Source organism: Gemmatimonadota bacterium (genome assembly GCA_016713785.1).
Taxonomy (GTDB): Bacteria; Gemmatimonadota; Gemmatimonadetes; order Gemmatimonadales; family GWC2-71-9; genus JADJOM01.
The window spans coordinates 1591145-1611197 of the sequence record JADJOM010000003.1 but is presented as its reverse complement, the minus strand read 5'-3'; the positions used below and the strand labels follow the sequence as shown (position 1 = coordinate 1611197).

Annotated in this window: 17 protein-coding genes; 15 read left to right on the top strand and 2 right to left on the bottom strand. The window is 73.6% G+C overall.

Features of this window, described 5'->3' with window-relative positions; translation table 11 throughout:
• Positions 1-222 precede the first annotated feature (222 nt).
• Genes IPJ95_15365 through IPJ95_15355 form a run of 3 tightly spaced genes read left to right on the top strand, consistent with a single transcriptional unit; the run spans position 223 to position 5917 of the window.
• Complete coding sequence (locus tag IPJ95_15365; protein MBK7924981.1) at positions 223-2307, top strand: tetratricopeptide repeat protein; 2085 nt, start codon at positions 223-225, stop codon at positions 2305-2307.
• On the top strand, positions 2304-3794 hold the full coding sequence (locus IPJ95_15360) for an FkbM family methyltransferase (protein MBK7924980.1): 1491 nt from the start codon (positions 2304-2306) through the stop codon (positions 3792-3794). Before IPJ95_15365 ends, IPJ95_15360 begins: the two co-directional genes overlap by 4 nt.
• Positions 3795-3814: 20 nt before the next feature.
• Entirely contained in the window at positions 3815-5917 is a 2103-nt protein-coding gene (locus tag IPJ95_15355) for a tetratricopeptide repeat protein (GenBank protein ID MBK7924979.1), read from the top strand.
• A gap of 18 nt (positions 5918-5935) precedes the next feature.
• Here the strand turns inward: IPJ95_15355 and IPJ95_15350 are convergent, their stop codons facing one another.
• A complete protein-coding gene (locus IPJ95_15350) occupies positions 5936-7297 on the bottom strand; it encodes a glycosyltransferase family 4 protein (protein ID MBK7924978.1) in 1362 nt (453 codons plus the stop codon).
• A 334-nt stretch (positions 7298-7631) separates the two neighbouring features.
• A complete protein-coding gene (gene flgL / locus IPJ95_15345; protein ID MBK7924977.1) occupies positions 7632-8504 on the bottom strand; it encodes a flagellar hook-associated protein FlgL in 873 nt (290 codons plus the stop codon).
• A gap of 173 nt (positions 8505-8677) precedes the next feature.
• Here flgL and IPJ95_15340 point away from each other — a divergent pair, with 173 nt between their 5' ends.
• The 12 genes from IPJ95_15340 to IPJ95_15285 all read left to right on the top strand — a co-directional run bounded on the left by IPJ95_15340 (position 8678) and on the right by IPJ95_15285 (position 20045).
• Complete coding sequence (locus IPJ95_15340; protein ID MBK7924976.1) at positions 8678-10102, top strand: sigma-54-dependent Fis family transcriptional regulator; 1425 nt, start codon at positions 8678-8680, stop codon at positions 10100-10102.
• A gap of 34 nt (positions 10103-10136) precedes the next feature.
• Positions 10137-12944, top strand: coding sequence for an MASE1 domain-containing protein (locus IPJ95_15335; protein MBK7924975.1), 2808 nt, complete (start codon positions 10137-10139; stop codon positions 12942-12944).
• A 215-nt stretch (positions 12945-13159) separates the two neighbouring features.
• Positions 13160-13453, top strand: coding sequence for a hypothetical protein (locus IPJ95_15330; GenBank protein MBK7924974.1), 294 nt, complete (start codon positions 13160-13162; stop codon positions 13451-13453).
• Positions 13446-13874: a flagellar basal body rod protein FlgC gene (flgC, locus tag IPJ95_15325; GenBank protein MBK7924973.1), complete on the top strand. Its 429-nt coding sequence runs from the start codon at positions 13446-13448 to the stop codon at positions 13872-13874. Before IPJ95_15330 ends, flgC begins: the two co-directional genes overlap by 8 nt.
• A gap of 13 nt (positions 13875-13887) precedes the next feature.
• On the top strand, positions 13888-14160 hold the full coding sequence (locus tag IPJ95_15320) for a hypothetical protein (GenBank protein MBK7924972.1): 273 nt from the start codon (positions 13888-13890) through the stop codon (positions 14158-14160).
• A 3-nt stretch (positions 14161-14163) separates the two neighbouring features.
• Positions 14164-14466, top strand: a complete 303-nt coding sequence (gene fliE / locus IPJ95_15315; GenBank protein ID MBK7924971.1) for a flagellar hook-basal body complex protein FliE — start codon at positions 14164-14166, stop codon at positions 14464-14466.
• Between the two features lie 66 nt (positions 14467-14532).
• Positions 14533-16068 carry a flagellar M-ring protein FliF gene (gene fliF / locus IPJ95_15310; GenBank protein ID MBK7924970.1) on the top strand — a complete coding sequence of 512 codons (1536 nt, stop codon included), beginning with the start codon at positions 14533-14535 and terminating at the stop codon, positions 16066-16068.
• Positions 16068-17090 (top strand): flagellar motor switch protein FliG, encoded by a 1023-nt coding sequence (gene fliG, locus IPJ95_15305; protein MBK7924969.1) that lies wholly within the window; start codon positions 16068-16070, stop codon positions 17088-17090. Before fliF ends, fliG begins: the two co-directional genes overlap by 1 nt.
• Positions 17071-17697, top strand: a complete 627-nt coding sequence (locus tag IPJ95_15300; GenBank protein MBK7924968.1) for a hypothetical protein — start codon at positions 17071-17073, stop codon at positions 17695-17697. Before fliG ends, IPJ95_15300 begins: the two co-directional genes overlap by 20 nt.
• Before the next feature lie 16 nt (positions 17698-17713).
• Positions 17714-19063, top strand: coding sequence for a FliI/YscN family ATPase (locus IPJ95_15295; protein MBK7924967.1), 1350 nt, complete (start codon positions 17714-17716; stop codon positions 19061-19063).
• Positions 19060-19515: a hypothetical protein gene (locus IPJ95_15290; GenBank protein MBK7924966.1), complete on the top strand. Its 456-nt coding sequence runs from the start codon at positions 19060-19062 to the stop codon at positions 19513-19515. The genes IPJ95_15295 and IPJ95_15290 overlap by 4 nt, the downstream gene beginning before the upstream one ends.
• A complete protein-coding gene (locus IPJ95_15285) occupies positions 19512-20045 on the top strand; it encodes a hypothetical protein (GenBank protein MBK7924965.1) in 534 nt (177 codons plus the stop codon). Before IPJ95_15290 ends, IPJ95_15285 begins: the two co-directional genes overlap by 4 nt.
• Positions 20046-20053: the final 8 nt, after the last annotated feature.

Sequence of the window (20053 nt, the reverse complement as noted above, 5' to 3'; positions counted from 1 at the left end):
GTCCGGTGTGACCGTCTGCCTCCACGTATCGGCGGGGCGGGGTCGAACTTGAGGCCCGGGGGGTCGTTTCCGCCGGGTGCCGGGAGCGCTGGCGGCAATTCGTACCGGTCCGCCCCCGATCGGCGGCGCCCCGAGCCGTTGATCAAGTCATTGCAGGGCAATCGCTTGGGGCGCCAACCCCGATCGGCACCGAGCGGTACGCCGCTTGCCCTTGCCCCCCGCATGGCTCCCAAGACCGCCGCGACCAGCCGCCCCGCGCCCGCCGCCGCACGGCTCGAGGAAGGCGTCCGCCACCATCAGGCCGGCCGGCTCGCCGACGCCGAGCTCTGCTACCGCGCGGTCCTGGCCGCCGAGCCCGGGCACCCCGACGCGCTGCACCTGCTGGGGCTCGCGGCCTTCCATCGTGGGGATCTCCCCGCCGCCGCGCGGCAGATCCGGCAGGCCCTGGCCCGCCGGCCCAGCTTTCCCGCCGCGCAGTCCTCGCTCGGCAACGTCCTGGCCGCCCTCGGGGAGCCCGCCGCCGCCGTGGCCGCGCACCGTCAGGCGCTGGCCGGCATGCCTGGCGATCCCGAGGTGCTGCACAATCTGGCCGCCGCGCTGGCAGCCAATGGGGAGCTCGACGAGGCCAGCACGGCCTATCGCGCCGCGCTGGCCCGCAACCCCGCCCAGCTGGTGTCACGCCTGGCTCTGGCCCGCACGCTCTGCGTGGCGGGCCACCTGCCGGAGGCCGCGGCCGAACTGCTCGCGCTGGTCACCGCCGAGCCGTCGCACGCCACGGCCTGGACCCTGCTCGGGACCATCCGCACCGATCTTGGGGATCTCGATGGCGCCGGCCGCGCCTACGCGGAGGCCGCCCGGCTGGCCGCGGCCGACTTCGACGTGCAGACCGGTCTCGGGGTGGTGGCGCTCCGCCGCGGGGATGCCGTCGAGGCGCTGCGGCAGTTCGAGCACGCCCACCGGCTCCGCCCCGACTCGGTCCTCGCCCTGGCCAACCTGGGTGCCGCGCTGCGCTCGGTGGACCGCCACGCCGACGCCCTCCCGGTGCTGGAGCGGGCGGTGGCGCTCGAACCCGGCCATGTCCTCGCGCTGTGCAACCTGGGCGCGGTGCACCTCGACCTGGGGCACCCGGCCGAGGCGCTGCGCTGGTTCGACGCCGCCGTGGCCCGCGATCCCCGCGCGGTGGAGCCGCGGAGCAATCGTGCCGTGGCGCTGTCGGACCAGGGGGACTACGAGGCCGCGGTGCCCGCGGCCGAGGCGGCGCTCCGGCTCGCGCCCGACACGCCCGGGGCGCTGGCCACCCTGGGGCGCGCGCTGGGGGAGCTGGGCCGCCACGCGGAAGCGATCGCCGCCTGCCGCCGGGCGATCGCCCTCCGGCCCGACTGGAGCGAGGCCCACTGGAACCTGGCGCTGCCGCTGCTGCGCACCGGCCAGTATGAGGAAGGGTGGCGGGAATTCGAGTGGCGCTTCACCGCGGCGCGGCGCCGGCTGCGGCCCGTGCCGTCCGCGCTGCCCGCGTGGCAGGGGGAGCCGCTCGCCGGCCGCACCCTGCTGGTGTACTGGGAACAGGGGTTCGGCGACACCATCCACTTCTGCCGCTACGTCCCGCTGCTCGCGGCCGCGGGGGCGCGGGTCCTGCTGCAGGTGCAGGCGCCGCTGCGGCGGCTGCTCGCGGGGCTGGCCGGGGTGGCGGAGTTCGTGGGCGAGGACGCGAGCGCGGTGCGCGCCGACTACAAGGTGGCGCTGATGAGCCTGCCGCACCGCTTCGGCACCACCCTCGAGACCATCCCGGCCACGATCCCCTACCTCGCGGCCCCGACGCGGCCGGAGGCGCTGGCGCTGCCGCGCACCGGCCGGCGCCGCGTCGGCGTGGCGTGGGGCGGGTCGCCGGCCCAGACCAACAACCGCTTCCGCTCCCTCCCGCTGGCCGAGCTTGCGCCGCTGTTCGCGCTGCCTGACGTGGACTGGTACGCGCTCCAGGTGGGCGGCCCCGCCGACGAGGCGGCCGCACTCGCCGCCGCGGGGGTCACCGACCTGGCCCCGCGGCTCGGCGACTTCGCCGACACCGCGGCGGTGATGGAGGAGCTCGACCTCGTGGTCACCGTCGACACCGCGGTGGCGCACCTGGCCGGGGCCCTGGGCCGGCCCACCTGGATCCTGCTGTCGCACACCTGCTGCTGGCGCTACCTGCTCGACCGCTCCGACAGTCCCTGGTACCCGACCGCGCGCCTCTTCCGGCAGCCGGCCCGGGGTGCCTGGGCCCCCGTCGTCGCCGCCGCCCGCACCGCCCTCGAGGAATCCCGTTTATGAGCAGCTCCGTCCTGCCGTCCGCCGACCACCGCGCCGCGCGGTTCGACGCCTTCCTCGACCGCCTGCGGGAGGATGTCTACCCCGAGCCGCCATCCGGCCAGCATTCCGAGATCACCCGGCAGATGTGGGCCCGCCTGCAGGCCCAGGTGAAGCTGCCGGCCGGCGCCCGGGTGCTCGATGTCGGCTGCGGGCAGGGCCTGGCGCTGGAGCTGTTCCGCGCCGCCGGGCACCGCGCGGTGGGGATCACCATCGGCCACGAGGACCTGGCCGCCTGCGTGGCGCAGGGCTACGAGGCGCTGGAGATGGACCAGTCCTTCCTGGACTTCCCGGAGGGAAGTTTCGACCTGGTCTGGTGCCGGCATGCGCTGGAGCACAGCGTGGCCCCGTACTTCACCCTGGCCGGGTTCCACCGGGTGCTGGCGCCGGGCGGCACGCTGTACGTCGAGGTGCCGGCGCCCGAGACGGCCTGCCACCACGAGCAGAATCCCAATCACTACAGCGTGCTGGGCCAGCCGGCCTGGCTGAGCCTGATGCAGCGGGCCGGCTTCGAGCTGCTCGACGGCATCCAGATCAACTTCGCGGTGCCCGCCGGGCCCGATACCTACTGGGGCTTCATCCTCCGGAAGCGCGCGGCGGCTCCCCGCCGGAGCGAGCCGGCGCCCGCCGGCGACCCCCTGCGGGAGATCGAGTTCCACTTCCCCGCCGCGGGCACGGAGCAGGCGCTCACCCTCCGCCTCGACACGCGGGAGGACAGCCAGGCCACGATGGCGGCCGAGCTGGCCGCGGGACGGTTCTACGAGCCCGAGGTGTCGTACTTCCTGACCAACGTGCTCGAGGCGGGCGACACCTTCATCGACGTCGGCGGGCACGTCGGGTACTTCACGCTGCTCGCCTCGCGCGCGGTGGGCCCGTCGGGCCGGGTGTACGCCTTCGAGCCGGAGGCGGGCAACGCCCGGCGGCTGCAGGGGCACCTGGCGCTCAACGACGCCGGGAACGTGACGCTGCTGCCGCAGGCGCTCGGCGAGACCGAGGGCGAGGTGCTGCTGCACGTCAACGCCGACAACGCCGGGGGCCACGCGCTGTGGGACGTGCGGGAGTTCCCCACCAACCACCAGACCCGGGCGCGGCCCGAGGTGCGGCGCGTGCCGCTCACCACGCTCGCCGGGCTGCTGGAGCGCACCCAGGGGGAGCGCGTGAAGGTGGTGAAGGTGGACGCCGAGGGATCCGAGCACGCGATCCTCAAGGGCGGGATGCTGCTCTTCATGGCCCGCGAGGTCCCGTTCATCATCTGCGAGATCAACGAGTTCGCGCTGCACCAGATGGGAGCGTCGGGGCGGGGGATGCGCGGCTTCATGGCGGCCTGCGGCTACCAGTGCTACCGCCTGAGCGCGGAGGAGCCCTGCCTCATCCCGTTCCCGCCCGAGGAGGAGCACGCCACGCCGTACGTCTACAACGTGCTGTTCACCACCCAGCCGGTGCTGCCGTGACCCACCCGGAGCGCGCGCCCATGCTCACCCTCGGCGCCGTGCCGCCGCCGCCCGCCGCCCGCGGCGCCCGTCCCACGCTGGACGAGATCACCGCCCTGCTGCGGGGCGCCAACGAGTATCACCTCGCGGGCCGGGTCCGGGACGCGGAGCTCCTGCTGGAGCAGGCGCTGCAGCTGGCGCCCGAACTCCCCGAGGTGCTGCACCTGGCCGGGGTGATGGCGCAACGGGCCGGCCGGCCGGTGGAGGCGCTCGAGTACCTCGACCGCGCGCTGGCGCGGTATCCGCGGCTCGCCGCCGCCCACACCGACCGCGGGGACATCCTCCGCGGCCTGGGCCGCGCCGATGAGGCGCTGGCCGCCTACCGGCAGTCGCTGGCGCTGTGGTCCGGCAGCCCGGTCGCCTGGTGCCACCTGGGCCACGCGCTGCGGGAGCTGCGCCGGCCCGATGAGGCACTCCGGGCCTATCGTGAGGCGGTGGCCCGCGACCCGGAGTCGGCCGAGGCGCGGCTGCACCTCGGGATCGTGCTCACGTCGCTCGGCGACCATGCGGAGGGCCTGGAGGCCCTCGAGGCCGCGGTGCGGATCGCGCCGGAGTCGGCGGTGGCGTCCGATCACCTGGGCGTGGCGCTGCAGCGGGCCGGCCGCCTCGACGAGGCCCTCGAGGCGTTCCGCCGCGCCGTCGCCCTTGATCCGCGGCACCCGGCGGCCTGCTGCCACCTCGGCGCGGCGCTGGTGGAGGGCGGGCAGTACGAGCAGGCCGCGGACGCGCTGCAGGCCGCACTGGCGCTCGATCCCGACGCCCCCGACGCGCACAACGCGATGGGACGGGTGCGCCAGGGACTCGGGTACCTCGACCAGGCGCTCTCCGCCTATCGGCAGGCGCTCGCCATCCGGCCCGACTACGCGGAAGCGCACCTCAACCTCGGGGCGCTGCTCGATGAGCTGGGGCGCCCGGTCGAGGCGCTGGCCAGCTGCCGGGCGTCGCTCACCTTCCGTCCCGACTGCGCCGCGGCCTACCGCCGCATGGGCGGCGTGCTCCGGCAGCTCGACCGGCGGGCCGAGGCGGTCACCGCCTGCCGCCGCGCGCTGGAGCTGGCGCCCGACCTCGCCGCGGCATGGACCGAGCTGGGCGACGTGCTGCGCGAGCTGGGCCGGTTCCCCGAGGCCATCGCCGCATACGACGAGGCCATCGCCCGCGACCCCGCCGCGGCGTGCGCCCGGTGGCGGCGCGGCCTGGCGCACCTCGCGCTGGGACACTATGCCGCGGGGTGGGAAGGCTACGAATGGCGCTATGGCGCCGCGGAGGCGGGGCTCGAGGCGCGGGCGTTCACCGCGCCCCGGTGGGCGGGCGAGCCCCTCGCGGGCCGCACCATCCTGGTCTACGCCGAAGCGGGGCCGGGGGAGACGCTCCAGTTCGCGCGGTACCTGCCGCTGCTGGCCGCGCGCGGGGGCCGGGTGGTGCTCGAGTGCGCCCCGGCGCTGCGGCGGCTGCTCGAGGGACTGCCCTGCGTGGCGCAGGCCATCGCGGCCGGGGAGCCATTGCCCACGGTGGACTACCAGCTGCCCTTCGGCAGCCTGCCCGCGGCGCTCGATGAAGGCCTCGACGCCCTGGCCGGCACCGTGCCGTACCTCCCGACTCGCATCTGGTCGGCGCGGGTGCCGCTGCTGCCGCCGGGGGAGGGCCTGCGCGTGGGGCTGGCCCTGGGCGCCGACGCGGCAGGCGAGCGGCTCTCCCCGGCCGGTCTCGGCGCGCTGCTCGGGACGCCGGGCGTGACCTGGTACCAGCTCGATGCCGGCGCGTGGCCGGTTTCCGAGGGTGCACTCGCGGCGGTGCCCGTGCACGCGCTGGCGCCGCTCATCCGCGACGCCGCTGACGCGGCGCCGCTGCTGGGGCAGCTCGACCTGGTCATCACGGCGGACCCCGTGGTGGCGCACCTGGCCGGTGGGCTGGCCATTCCCGCCTGGGTGGTCACCGACCCGGTCCCGGAGTGGGCGTTCTGTGGCGAGGGCAGCCGGAGCGCGTGGTATCCGGAGGCCAGGGTGTTCCCGCGATCACGCATGTCGGAGTGGGGGGCCGTCGTGGACCAGGTGCGCGCCGGCCTGCTCGAGATCGTCCGGGGCTAGGCGCGACGCCCGGCGGCGTCAGGCGGGCAGCGCCTCGAGCAGTTCGGCCGCGCGACGGCGCCAGCTCCACCGTTCCTGCATGAGCCGGGCGGCCGCGATGCCCCGGTGCGCCGCCTCGGCGCGATCCCGGTGGGCCGCCTCCAGGCACTCGACCATCTCCTCGACCGCGCTCTCACCCCAGTCGTCCATCCCGCGGTAGAGCGGGCAGCCGCCGCGCGGCCGCCCCTGGTGGTCGAGCCGCCAGGAGGCCTCGGGATCGGCGAGCAGGTCCAGGTGGCCGGTGTTGGCGGAGAGGATCACCGGCACCCCGCAGGCCATCGCCTCCATGGCCACCAGGTTGGTGCCGCCCTCGCAGCGGTTGGGGAAGAGCGCCACGTCCGCCTCGCGGAGGGCGGTGGCCATCCGGTGGTTGGGCAGCACACCGAGATCGAGGAACGACCCCGCGGGGAGCCCGTTGGCGAGCAGCCACGGCTCGAGGGCCAGCCGCCCGTAGGCATCGACCGAAGGAAGGCCCTGCACGTGCCCGGTGGTCTCGAGGCCCACCATGGTGCGCGGCCAGGCGTTGTGCCAGGCGGTGAGCAGGAGGGCTTCGGGGTGGCGGCGCTGGAAGGCGCGGAACGCCGCGATGACCAGGTCCTGCCCCTTGCGGTACTCGAGCTTCCCGCCCGAGAACACCACGAAGCGCCCCGCCAGGCGGCCGGCCCGCGGGGCAGGGTGGAACACCGCGGGGTCGATACCCTGCGGCACCACCCGGACGGCGTCGAGCCCGCGCGCGGCGAGCACCCGTCCGTTCCACGTCGATCCCGCGATGATGCGGTCGAAGCGCCAGGCCCGGTCCAGGGCGGCGGCGTCGAGCGCGGTGTCCTCGAAGAAGATCACCCCCACGTTGCGCTCGCTCAGCAGGCGGCGGCTGCCGTCGTTGCCCTGGAATCCATTGCCCAGGGCGCGCAACACCGGGTACTCGCAGGTGAGCCCGGCCTCGCCGGCGGCGGCCAGCATGGCGCGGAGGCCGGGTTGCTGGGCCAGCGGAAGGGCGAGCGCGTGACGCTGCAGCGGATCGAACTGGGTGAGGTCGGTCGGTTCCAGCAGGAGCGGGGTGACCCGGCCGTCCCGCAGCAGCTCGAGCGCGAGGTTGAGCCCGAACACCTGCCACCCGGTGGTGGTCCCGACCTGCCAGTCGAGGACCAGGGCCTGCGGCAATGGCGGCGGCGCCGCCGGACCGGGCGCCCCCGCGGGGCGCGCCTCGGCGACCGTCACCGCAGCTTGTCCCGGAGGTTGATCGGGTGCCGGGTGTGGTAGCGGGGGTCCTGCAGGATCACCTGCCGCGCCGTGCGGGCCGGCAGCTGCAGCACCAGCGGCGCCTGCAGGTTGCAGGTGCATTCCTCGCCCGGCTGGCGCGGCAGGGTGACGATCACCATGACCGCCACATCCCCGGGCGCCACCGACTCGGGAATCTCCGGGACGTCGGCCTCGTAGCCGGCGAAGAACGGGAACGGGTCCACCAGCAGGAAGATGAGGCTGCCGTCGTCCACGCTCTGGAGCCAGAAGATCCCGTCCGGCGCGGCGGGCAGCAGCACGAAGCGGCGCTCCCCGGCGAAGCCGAGCATCCCCTCGGGCATGCAGAGGATGTCCTCCCGGGGGACGGACAGCGGACCGAAGAGGCGGGAGGCGACCCACACCGTCTCGCCGGTCGCGGCCGGCGTCAGGGGTGCCGTCACCGCAGGTAGTCCGTCAGGCTGGTGCTGAGCAGCCGCGAGGTGGACAGCAGCGCCGCCTGCAGCGTGTTCTGGGCGCTCACGAAGCGGCTGGTGGCCGCGGCCACGTCGATGTCCTGCGCGTCGCTCTTGCGCTGGGTGTGGGTCGCCTCGAGGGCGTCGGAGTTCTGCATGGCGGACTCGATCTGGCGGGCGCGGGAGCCGTTCACGGCGAGGAGCGCCTGCACGTTGTCAAAGGCGGTGTCGATGCTGCCCGCCACCGGACCGATGGTGGACGGGGACCCGGTGCCGAGTTCGGTGCTGAGCTGCCGCAGCGCGGCGATCACGCCGCTGTCCACCAGCAGTTCGCGCCCGCTGTGGTTGGCCGGCATGGTGTACCCCTGGCCGACCTCCACCATCCGCTGCCCCGCATCGCCGAAATAGGCCCCGGTCGGGTCGAAGGGGACGGTGCCGGTCTGGTGCCCGGCGAAGACGTACTCGTTCCCGACCTGGGTATTCCCGAGGGCGATGACCTGCCCGAGGATCTGGTCGATCTCGGACTTCACCATGGCGCGGGTCTGGGGGGTGCTGCTGGCCGTACCTTCCTGGATGGCCAGCTCCTTGGCCCGGGTCAGCAGGTCGGTGACCTGGCCCAGGATGGACTCCTCGGCGTCGATCCGGGTCTGGGCCGCCGTCGAATTCCGGCGGTATTGCGCGATGGCACGGAGTCCCTGATCGGCCCCGAGCACCTGGATGCCAGCGAGCGGGTCCTCGCTCATCGCCTCAAAGCGTTTGCCTGTAGAGACTTGCGATTGTGCTGCGGCGAGGCGTGCGAGATTGCCCTGGAGGTCCCGGAGCACCCGCTGCTGCGTGAGACTGTTCGAAATGCGCATACCAGTGCCCGAGGCGGAGGGTGGCAATATTTTCCGTATCGGCTACATTATATGAAAGCTTTAGGCCACGGCCCCCGGACTTCGCTGACAGGGACACCCCCAGCCCCTCCACCGTCTCCCGTCCGGGCCGATTCGCAGCTCAGACCCGTTCTCCAGGGAGTCCCGCCGGGGGTATGGCTACCATTCTGTGTGTCGACGACGAACCGGCCACCGGCGTCGTCCTTGAGCACCACCTCACCCGCATCGGGCACCGGCCGCTCCTCGCTTCCAGCGTCGAGGACGCCCTCAAGACCATCGCTCGGACCCCCGTCGATCTGATCGTTGCCGACTACCGGATGCCCAAGGCCACCGGGCTCGACCTGCTGAGCGTCCTCGAAAAAGAGGGCTACCAGATCCCGGTCATCATCATGACCGGCTATTCCAGTATCGAGCACGCGGTCATTTCCATTAAGTCCGGCGCCATCGACTACCTCACCAAGCCCATCCGGCCGGAGACCCTCGAGATCGCCGTCACCCAGGCGCTCGAGGTGGTGCGGCTCCGCCGGGAGAACGAGCAGTTCCGGCGCGAGATCAACCGCTTCCGCTCCACCCGCGCGCTGGTCGGGGAGAGCCCACACTTCCGCCGGGTCATGGAGACGATCTCGACCGTCGCCCCGACCAAGGCCACCGTCCTGCTCGAGGGCGAGTCCGGGACCGGCAAGGAGCTCTTTGCCCGCGCCGTGCACGACCAGAGCCCGCGCCACGAGGGCCCGTTCATCGCCATCAACTGCGCGGCGATGCCCGACGGCCTCATCGAGAGTGCGCTGTTCGGCCACGAGAAGGGCGCCTTCACCGGGGCCACCACCCGCTCGGCGGGCGCCTTCGAACGGGCCCACGGCGGCACCCTCCTGCTGGACGAGATCTCCGAGATGCGGCTCGACCTGCAGGCCAAGCTGCTGCGCGTCATCCAGGAGCACGAGTTCGAGCGGGTGGGCGGGCACCAGGCCATCCGGGTGGATGTCCGGCTGGTGGCCACGACCAACCGCGACCTCCGCGCCGAGGCCGAGGCGGGCCGGTTCCGGACCGACCTGTTCTACCGGCTCAACGTGGTGCCGATCAAGACCCCGCCCCTGCGCGAGCGGCGGGAGGACATCCCGGTGCTGGTGCAGCACTTTGCCCGGCGGGCGGCGGAGGAGATCGGGGTGGCGGTCAACGCGGTGTCGCCCGAGGCGGTGGACCTGCTGATGCGGCACTCCTGGCCCGGCAACGTGCGCGAACTGGCCAATGCCGTGGAGCGCGCGGTGATCCTCTCCCGTGGCGGCGTGCTGCGGCCCGAGGTGTTCCAGGGCACCCTCGATGTGGCCCTCAAGCCGGCCGCGCTGCCGCCGCCCAGCGTCACCAACCAGCTGGGCGGCACCGTGGCCGCCGTCATTCCGGCCCCCGCGGGCGCGTCCGACGCCTTCAACCTCGACGAGCTGGAGCGGCAGGCCATCCAGCGTGCCCTGGTCGCCACCGCCGGGAACCGCACCCGCGCCGCCAAGCTGCTCGGCATCAGCGAACGGACCCTCCGCAACAAGCTCAATGGGCGCCGGGAAGAGCCGGCCACCGTCGAGGACTAGGACCCCACCCGCTCCGATGCCCGCCCCGACGGACATGGACCGTTCCGCCCGCCGCTGGGGCGGTGTGGCCCTCCTGGCCCTCGCCTCCGGGGGCGCCGGGCAGCTCCTCCATGCCACCATTCCCCAGGATCGCCTGCACCTGCTGTTCTGGCCGCCGGCGGGCATCGCCGTCGGGGCCCTGGTCCGGTATGGCGCCCGGCTCTGGCCCGGCGTCTTCCTCGGGATCTGCCTGGCGGAGGTGGGGGGACGCCTCGCGCCCGCGGCCATCCTGGCCCTGGCACTGGCGGGTACCGCCGGGGCCCTCGTGGCCGTCTGGGGCATGCAACGGGACAACGGGTTCCGCATGGACCTCAGCCGGCGGGTGGACGTCGGCCGCTTCGTGTCCTGGACCATGGGCGGCGCGGGGATCAGCGCCACGCTCCTCGTGGTGGCGCTGTTCCTGCTCGGCGAGCTGGTGCCGGGCTGGGGCGCCGCGCGGACCGCCTCGAGCTGGATCGGCATCCTGGTCGGCACGCTGGTGGGGGCCCCCCTGCTGCTGCTGCCGCGCCGCCGGACCCGTCCGTCGCCAGACCAGGTGCTCGAGTACCTGCTGCTCTCCGGCACCACCCTCGCCGTCGGCTCCCTCATCTTCTCGGCCGCGGACCTGCACACGGTGGCCTTCCTCGGGCTGATGCCGCTCCTGTGGGGGGCGCTGCGCTTTCCCGGGCTGGGCGCGGCGCTGCAGATGGCCCTCATGGCGGCGATCGCGACCTCGGGCACCCTGGCCAACCGGGGCCCGTTCGCCACCGCGGCCGGCGGGGACGAGTTCCTCCTCCTGGCCACCTTCCTCGCGTCCGGGGCGCTGCTCCACCTGGTCCTGGCGGCGCTCCTCGCGGAGCGCCGGGCGAGCGAGGTGCGGGCATCGGCTGGGGAGCAGCGGATCCGGCTCGCGATCGAGGCCGGGCGGATGGGAACCTTCGAGTGGCATTCCGCGACACGGCGCCTCGTCCTCGACGGCCCGAACGCGGCCCTGTGGGGCTTCGCGCCCGGGGAGTTCGACGGCACCTGGGCGACCTGCGCGCGGCGGATCCACCCGGACGACCTGCCCGGGCTCGAGGCCGCGCTGGTGGAGACCCACGCCCAGGGGACCGACCTGCTGCGGGAGTTCCGGCTGCTGCTGCCCGACGGGAGCACCCGCTGGATCCGGAGCCGCGGCCAGCGGCTCCTGCCCGACGGCGCCCCGCCGATGATCGTCGGGGTGGCCCAGGACGTCACCTCCGAGCACACCGCGACGGCCGCGCTCCGCCTGAGCCAGGCCCGCCTGCAGAGCGTCGTCGACTCGGCCCTCGACGCCATCATCACCCTGGACAGCTCGCACCGCGTCCTGGTGTTCAATCGCGCGGCCGAGCAGATGTTCGGCTGCCGGGCGGCCGAGGTGGTGGGGCAGCCCATCGAGCGGTTCCTGCCGCCGCGCAGCCGGGACGTCCACGCCGACCAGGTCCGGCGGTTCGGTGCCACCAACGCCTCGACCCGCCCGATGGGCGTGGGGCTGGAGGTGACGGGGATGCGGGCCAACGGGGAGGAATTCCCGCTGGAGGCGTCGATTGCCAGGATGGAGGTGGAGGGCGAGGTGGTCTTCGGCGTGGCGATGCGCGACTTGAGCGAGCGGCGGGTCCAGGAGCAGGGGCGGGATGAACTGGAACGACAGCTGCGCCAGGCCCAGAAGATGGAAGCCATCGGGACGCTCGCCGGCGGCATCGCGCACGACTTCAACAACATCCTCGGCGCCATCCTGGGGAACGCCGAGCTGGCGGCGGAGGACCTCCCGGCGACGCACCCCGCGCGCGAGAGCGTGCGGCACATCCACCAGGCCGGGCTCCGGGCCCGGGACCTGGTGCACTCCATCCTCACCTTTTCCCGCCAGCGGGAGCCCTCACGGGCATCCCTGGACCTTTCCGGGGTGCTGGGGGAGACGCTCGCGCTGCTCAAGGCCACGCTTCCCGCGACGATCACCATCCGGACCGCGGTGAGCCCGGAGTGTCCGCCGGTCTTCGCCGACGCCTCCCAGATGGGCCAGGTGCTGATGAACCTGGCCACCAACGCGCTGCACGCCATGCAGCCGGCGGGGGGCACCCTGGAGCTGGGCCTCGGGCCGGCGCCGGTGACACCGGGCGACCTCCCCCCCGGTCGGTACGTGCACCTGTGGGTGCGCGACACCGGGAGGGGCATGACGCCCGACGTGCTGGAACGAGCCTTCGACCCCTTCTTCACCACCAAGCCGCCCGACGAGGGCACCGGCCTGGGGCTGGCCGTGGTGCACGGCATCGTCCGCGCCCACGGGGGCGCCATCACGGCGCGGAGTGAACCGGGGCGAGGCACCCAGTTCGACATCTTCCTTCCCGCGGTGGCCTCGGCGCCACCCGTGGCAGCCGCCTTGGGGGAAGGCCCCGCTGGGGGCGCCGAACGGATCCTGCTGGTGAACGATGAGCCGGCGCTGGTGGCGCTGGGGCAGCGGCAGCTCGAGCGGATGGGGTACCGGGTCCGCGCCTTCACCAGCCCCACCGACGCCCTCGCCACCATCGCCGCCGACCCGGCGGACCTCGACCTGCTGATCACCGACCTCACCATGCCCGGCATGCGCGGCACCGACCTGGCGCGTGCCGCGCTGGCGCTGCGGCCCGACCTGCCGATCCTCCTCTCCACCGGGTATGGCGGCGCCGTGACACCGGAGGAGATCCAGGCGGCCGGGGTCCGCGACGTGCTCGCCAAGCCGATGACGCGCGAGAACCTGGCCCGCGCGGTACGGGCGGCGCTCGACCCCATCGGGGCGCCGATGCCGGTGGTGCCCGGAGGTGCCACCTAGCCGGAAGATTGTGCCGTCGTCCCTGCCGGCTCTGCCGTCCAGATGCTGGCCACTCGTGCCGCAGCCCCGCGTTCTCCCGCCTCGCCGGTCCGCCCCAACCCATCCCGCGACAACGACTTGCCCATGCAGCGCCGGGTCGGCGCGGCACGCCCGACCGAGACGGCACCGCGATTGCCTTAGCCGGGGGTGGACCCTTCCGCCCGAGCGAGGCCTCGATGTTCTCCGCGTTCTTCGGTAACCAGACCCGCATCGGCGGGTTGCGCTGGAGCCTGGATGATGCCAGCCGCACCCAGCGTGGCATCGCGGCGCGGGTGGCCAGCGCCCTGCCGGCGAGCGGAAACGCCGATTTCGACCAGGCGCTGGCGGGGCAGCAGGCCGGTGCCCCGAAGGTGGACCTGGAGAAGGAGATGGTGGACCTGGCGAGCACCCAGCTGCGCTACGACGCGAGCGCCAAGCTGCTGTCGCAGGCCTACCAGGGACTCCGCACCGCGATCAAGAACAATGGCTAGGATCCCCGGCGCCGGCGCCTGGCCGCCCCGACCGGTGCGTTCGCTGCTCAAGCCGCTGGGCGTGAGCGGGGCGGGGATGGGCGCCATGAGCCGCGCCCTCGACATCATCTCCCAGAACATCGCCAACGCGGAGACCACCCGCACGCCGGACGGCGGGCCGTACCAGCGGCAGGTGGTCGTGTTCCAGCGCGACGCCGCCGGCGGGGTGCAGGCCGCGGGGGTGGTGCAGGACACGCGGCCGGGGAGCGAGGACTACGACCCCGGCCACCCCGACGCCGACGCGAACGGGTTCGTCAAGCGCACCAACGTGGACGTCAACACCGAGATCGTGGACCTGATGATCGCGCGCCGGGTGCACGAGGCCAACGCCACCGTCTTCCAGGCGGCGAAGGCCATGCTCAAGCGCGCCATCGACATCTGAGCGAGACGGCCCCATGCAGATTCCCGGCGGTTCCTCCCCGTTGCCGTCCGCGCTCCGCGCGGCACGGGCCTATGGCATCACCCCCCGGCTCCCGGCCGCGGCGCCCGCGACGCCGGCCGGGATGGCGCCGTCGCAGGCAGAGCAGCTCCGCTCGGTCCTGACGGACGAGGAGCGGGCCTACTTCGACCAGATCGCGGCGCTGGGACAGATCACCTACGCGCGGGGCGGGCACGCCGGCCTCACCCCCGACGCGCCGCGGGGCCTGCGGCTCGACGTGACAGGCTGAGCGATGACCGCGCCGATTCGCCCTGATGGCCCGCGCCTCACGCCGCTCGACCGGGCGCTGGACCGGTTCCAGGCCCCCGCGAGCGGGCCGTCCTTCGCCGACACGCTGGCACGGGTGGTGAACGACACCCACCAGATGCAGGAGGACGCCTCCGCGCTGATCGCGCGCTTCGTGCGCGGGGAGCCGGTGGAGCTGCACCAGGTGATGGCCGCCAGCGAGGAAGCGGGGATCGCCCTCGAGTTCCTGGTGGAGATGCGCAACAAGGTCACCGACGCCTATCGGTCGGTGATGAACATGCAGATCTGATGACGGCGGCGTCCCGGCCCGCGCCGCGGGCCGGGCGCCGCCCCCTGAGCGAGAGATCCTGACGCAATGACCAGCGCGCTTCCGCCCGGCATGATCGACGGTGTCCGCGGCCTCAACGGCACCCGGCGGTTCCTCGCCTTCGGCGCGGTGGCCGTGGCGCTCATCGTCATGTGGACGATGTACCGCTACGCCGACCAGCCGACGCTGGTGACGCTGTACCGGGGCCTGGAGCTGCGGGAGGCGGCCGCGATGGCCGACGCGCTGACCAAGGGCAGCATCGCGTTCGAGCTGACCAGCGGCGGGACCGAGATCCTGGTGCCGGCCGCGGCGGTGGCGCAGGCGCGGGTGGCGATCGCCAAGCAGGGCATCCGCGCCGACGGCGAGAAGCCGGGCAACGAGCTGCTCGACGGCCCCAACTGGGGCCGCACCGAGAGCGAGATGAAGAGCCTGGAGCGGCGCGCCCTCGAGGGGGAGCTGGCCAAGACCCTGGAGCAGCTGCACGGCATCGAGCGGGCGGCGGTGCACCTGGGCGTGCCGGAGACGAGCGCGCTGCGCAAGCTGGACCGGCCGGCCAAGGCCTCGGTGGTCATCACCGCGCGGGGCGGCCGGGCGCTCAGCTCCGAGGAGGTGGCCAGCATCACCTACCTCGTGGCGAACGCCGTCCCCGCCCTCAACCCCGACCAGGTGGCGGTGCTCGATGCCGACGGCCGGCTGCTCTCCGCCCCCAACGACGCGGCGGCGGGAGGCCTGACCTCCCGCCAGCTGGACCAGCAGAGCCGGGTGGAGCACTACCTGGCCGCCAGCGCGGAGAAGATGCTCGCCACGGTGCTCGGCACCGGCGGGGCGCAGGTGACGGTGAGCGCCCGGCTCGACGTGGAGCAGAAGGAGACCACCAGCGAGAGCTACAACCCCGACGGCGCCGTGCTGCAGAACGAGCAGCGCAGCGAGGCCTCCGGGGCCGACAGCCTCGACGGCGGCACCTCGACCGTGGTCAACAACACCTACCTCAATTCCCGGGTGGTGGAGAAAGTCACCGGCGCGCCGGGCCAGATCGAGCGGCTCACCGTGGCCGTGCTCATCGACCAGAAGGCGATCGAGAAGGTGGCCGGTCCCGGCGCCTCCCTGGCGCAGGAGCTGCCGCGCTACGAGCAGATCGTCCGCGACGCCATCGGCATGGACTCCACCCGCGGCGACCGGATCACCGTGAACGCGCTCCCGTTCGAGCCGCTCGTGCTGGTGGCCGACTCCGGGACCAGCGAGGGCGGCGGCACCGAGCAGGTCCTGGTGGTGGTGGAGCGCTTCAGCCGCCCCGTGGTGGGCCTGGTCGGCATCCTCGCGGCCTTCCTCCTGGCGCTCAAGGCGCTCAAGCCGGCGCGTGGCGGGGCCACGGGTGGCGGGGCCGCGGGGACCGGGGGCCGCAGCCTCGGGGGGGCGGGGGGCGGGGATGACGACGGCGACGGGGAGCGGGAGCTCCCCGCGGTGAAGGTGCCGGCGCTCTCCGCGTCGACCAGCAAGCTCAAGAACGAGGTCCAGGCCGAGTCCACCCAGCGCCCGGACATGGCGGCGTCGGTGGTCAAGGCCTGGCTCACCCAGGACGCCTGATGGCCACCGCCGCCGAACGCGAGCCGCTGAGCGGCGCCCAGAAGGCCGCCGTCCTGTGCATGTCGCTCGGGACGGAGGTGGCCTCCAAGGTCATGCAGCTCCTCGCCCCCGAGCAGGTGGAGGTGGTGTCGCGCGAGATCGCCGCGATGCCGCTCGCCGACACCCGCACGGTCGAGGGCGTGCTGATGGAGTACCGCCAGGTGGCGCGGGCGGTGCAGTCGCTTTCCGAGGGCGGCCTGGGCCGGGCGCAGGAGATCCTGGAGCAGTCCTTCGGCCCGGCCAAGGCGCGGTCCATCCTGGAGCGGATCAAGGAGCAGCTCACCGACAGCGGGCTCAAGAAGCTCAAGAAGGCGGCGCCGGAGGTGCTGCTCTCGGTGCTGCGCGGGGAGCACCCGCAGACCCTGGCGCTCATCCTGGCCCACCTGGAGACCAAGCAGGCCGCCACCGTCATCGAGGTGATGGACACCGACCTGGCCAGCGACGTGCTCTACCGGGTGGCCCGGATGGAAAAGGTGGCGCCCGACATGGTGGCGGTGGTGGAGCAGGGCCTCTCCAGCAAGACCGACCTGACGCTGTCGCAGGAGATGACCCTCTCCGGCGGGCCGGCGGCGGTGGCCAAGGTGCTGACGCTCGCCAGCGGTTCGGTGGAGAAGGCGATCATCGAGTCGATCACCCAGCGCAACCACGACCTGGCGCAGCAGATCACCAACCTGATGTTCGCCTTCGAGGACCTGATCACGCTCGACGGCAAGTCGATGCAGCGGATCCTGCGCGACGTGGACAGCAAGGAGCTGGCGCTGGCGCTCAAGGCGGCCAGCGAGGAGCTGCGCCAGCACATCATGAAGAACATGTCGGAGCGCGCCGCCCAGGCGCTCCAGGAGGAAATGGAGTTCCTCGGCCCGGTGCGGGTGAAGGACGTCGAGGCCGCGCAGCAGCGGATCATCGCCGCGGTGCGCACCCTCGAGGAGGCCGGCGAGATCGTGCTGGGCGGACGGGGCGGGGATGACGAGCTCATCGTCTGACGTCGCGGCGGACGGGACGCGTGCCCCGGCCATCGCGAAGTTCTCCCTGTGGCCGCTGCCGGAGCTCGCGGGCCGGGCCGGGGCCGAGGCCGCCGACGCGGAGCCCGTGGGGCCGGACCCGGTGCAGGAGGCGCTGGCCCGGGGGCACGAGCGGGGGCGCGCCGAGGCGATGGACGAGGCCAACCGGACCCTCAAGCGGGCGGCGGGCCTGCTGGTCTCCACCGCCGAGGCGCTCGACGCGGCACGGCTCGGCGTGGTGCGCGAGCTCGAGGACAGCGTCTACGTGCTCGCCCTGGCGATCGCGCGGCAGCTGGTGCAGCGGGAGGTGATCGCGGACCCGACGATCGTGCGGGACCTGGTGCAGAAGGGGCTGGAGGCGTTCCCGGTCGGGTCACGGGTGGAGATCCACCTGAACCCGGAAGACCTCTCGGCGCTGCGCAGCCAGTTCGGGCTCCCGGGAAGCGATGGGCGGGCAGCCGACCTGCAGTGGGTGGCGGACGCGTCGATCGAGCGGGGGGGCTGCACGCTCGAGACGCCGCACCGGGTGGTGGACGGCCGGGTGGACCTGGCCCTCAAGGAAATCTATCACAAGATGCGCGATGACTGAGCTCCTCCACGGCGGGATGCTGTCGCTCCAGGAACGGGCCGAGCAGGCAGCGCAGCGGGCCGCCGATGCCCCGCGCTTCCTGGTGCACGGCCGCGTCACCCGGGTGATCGGCCAGGTGGTCGAGGCGTCCTCGCTCGACGTGGCGCTGGGCGAGCTGTGCCGGATCGAGAGCCACGGGCGGCCCCGCGTCACCGTGCAGGTGGTGGGGTTCCACGAGCGGGGCATCCTGCTCATGCCGCTGGGCGACCTCGAGGGCATCCACCCCGGCGCCACCGTGCGGCCGCTGCGGCGCTCGCTCGACGTGAAGGTCTGCGACGGCCTCATCGGCCGGGTGGTCGACGGCCTGGGCCGGCCGATCGACGGGCTCGGCCCCATCGGGCCGGCCACCCGCTACGCGCTGTCGGCGGAGCCGCCCCACCCGCTGGAGCGGAGCCGGATCGAGCGGCCGCTGGGCACCGGGGTGCGCGCCATCGACGGGCTCATCACCCTCGGCCGCGGGCAGCGGATCGGCATCATGGCCGGCAGCGGCGTGGGCAAGAGCGTGCTGCTCGGCATGATCGCGCGGCGCACCACCGCCGACGTCAACGTGATCGCGCTGCTCGGCGAGCGCGGGCGCGAGGTGCGGGAGTTCATCGAACGCGACCTGGGCGTGGAGGGACTGCGCCGCTCGGTGGTGGTGGTGGCCACCAGCGACCAGCCCGCCGTGATCCGCGCCACCGGGTCGTTCGTGGCCACGGCCATCGCGGAGTACTTCCGCGACGCCGGCAAGGACGTGCTGCTCATGATGGACTCGGTGACCCGCGTGTGCATGGCGTGGCGCGAGATGGGGCTGTCGGTGGGCGAGCCGCCGACCACCAAGGGCTACCCGCCGTCGGTGTTTGCCCAGCTGCCGCGCCTGCTGGAGCGGGCCGGGGCGGGGCGGCGCGGCACCATCACCGGGCTGTACACGGTGCTGGTCGAGGGCGACGACTTCAATGAGCCGGTGGCGGACGCCGCCCGCTCCATCCTCGATGGTCATATCGTCCTCACCCGGAAGCTGGCCGCCCAGAAGCACTTCCCCGCCATCGACGTGCTCGACAGCGTGAGCCGGGTGCGGGACCAGGTCATCGCGCCCGAGCACCTCAACGCCGCCAACGTGCTGCTGCGGCTCGAGGCGGCCTGGCGCGCCAACGAGGACCTGATCGCGGTCGGCGCCTACAAGGCGGGCGGCGACAAGCTGGCGGACGCGGCCATCCAGCTGCGCGACGAGACGCTCAACTTCCTGCGCCAGCGGGCGGAGGATGGCACCAGCTACGAGGAGACCCGGGTCCGCCTCGCGGCCATCGCGCAACGGACGAACGCGATGCTCGGCGGGAGGCCCGGATGAAGCGCTTCAGCTTCCGGCTCGAGCGGGTCCTGCAGCTGCGGGAGATGGCCGAGCGCGAGCAGGCGCGCGCACTGGCCGGCGCGCTGCGCGAGGAGGAGGAACGGCGCGCCGCCGCGCTGGCGGGCGAGGCGCGCCTGGCCCAGGCCCGGCACCAGTTCCTGGAGACCCCGCGCGAACTGTCCCAGGCCGGGACGCTGCAGAACCTCGATCTGGCCATCGAGGCGCTCTCCGCCGAACTGCGCACGCTGGCCGACCACCACGAAGCGAGCCTTGAACGCGTGGAGGCGGAGCGGAGCCACTTCGAGCAGGCGCGGATGGCCCGGCGGGTGATCGAGCGGCTGCGGGAGCAGCGGCGCGAGGCGTGGGGCGAGGAGCTGTCGCGCCACGAGCAGGGGGTCAGTGACGAGGTCGGATTGCAGCGCAGCCAGCGCAACGGGCAGGAGGCGACGTGAAGAAGGCGCTGCTCTTTGCCCTGATCGCGTTCCTGGTCTCCACCGGGGCGACCACCGCGTACCTGGTGAAGACGGCGCCCCCTCCGGTGGCGGCGCCCGACTCCGGCGCGGCGGACCACGACAGCACCGCCGCCGATCCCGGCGCGGCGGACAGCCTGGCGGCGCGGGACTCGACGGCGCAGGACAGTGCCGTCGCCGCGGCCAGTGACAGCGCCACGCAAGCGGCGAGGGACACCGCCGCCCGCCCGCCGGCGCCGGTCCGTCCGGCGGCGGCGCGCACCGGACCACCGCCGGTGGACCCGGCCGCCAGGGCCCAGGCCAACAAGCAGGTGGCCCGGGTGCTCTCGGCCATGAAGCCGCCGGAGGCCGCGAAGGTGCTCGCCTTCCTCTCCGATGATGAGGTCGAGGGGATCCTGCGCGCCGTGGGTCCGCGCCAGGCCGCCGACTTCCTGACCAATCTCCCGAAGGAACGGGCCGCGGCGCTGAGCCGGCGCCTGCTCCAGCCCCAGCCGAAAGACGCCACGCGGTGACCAGTCCC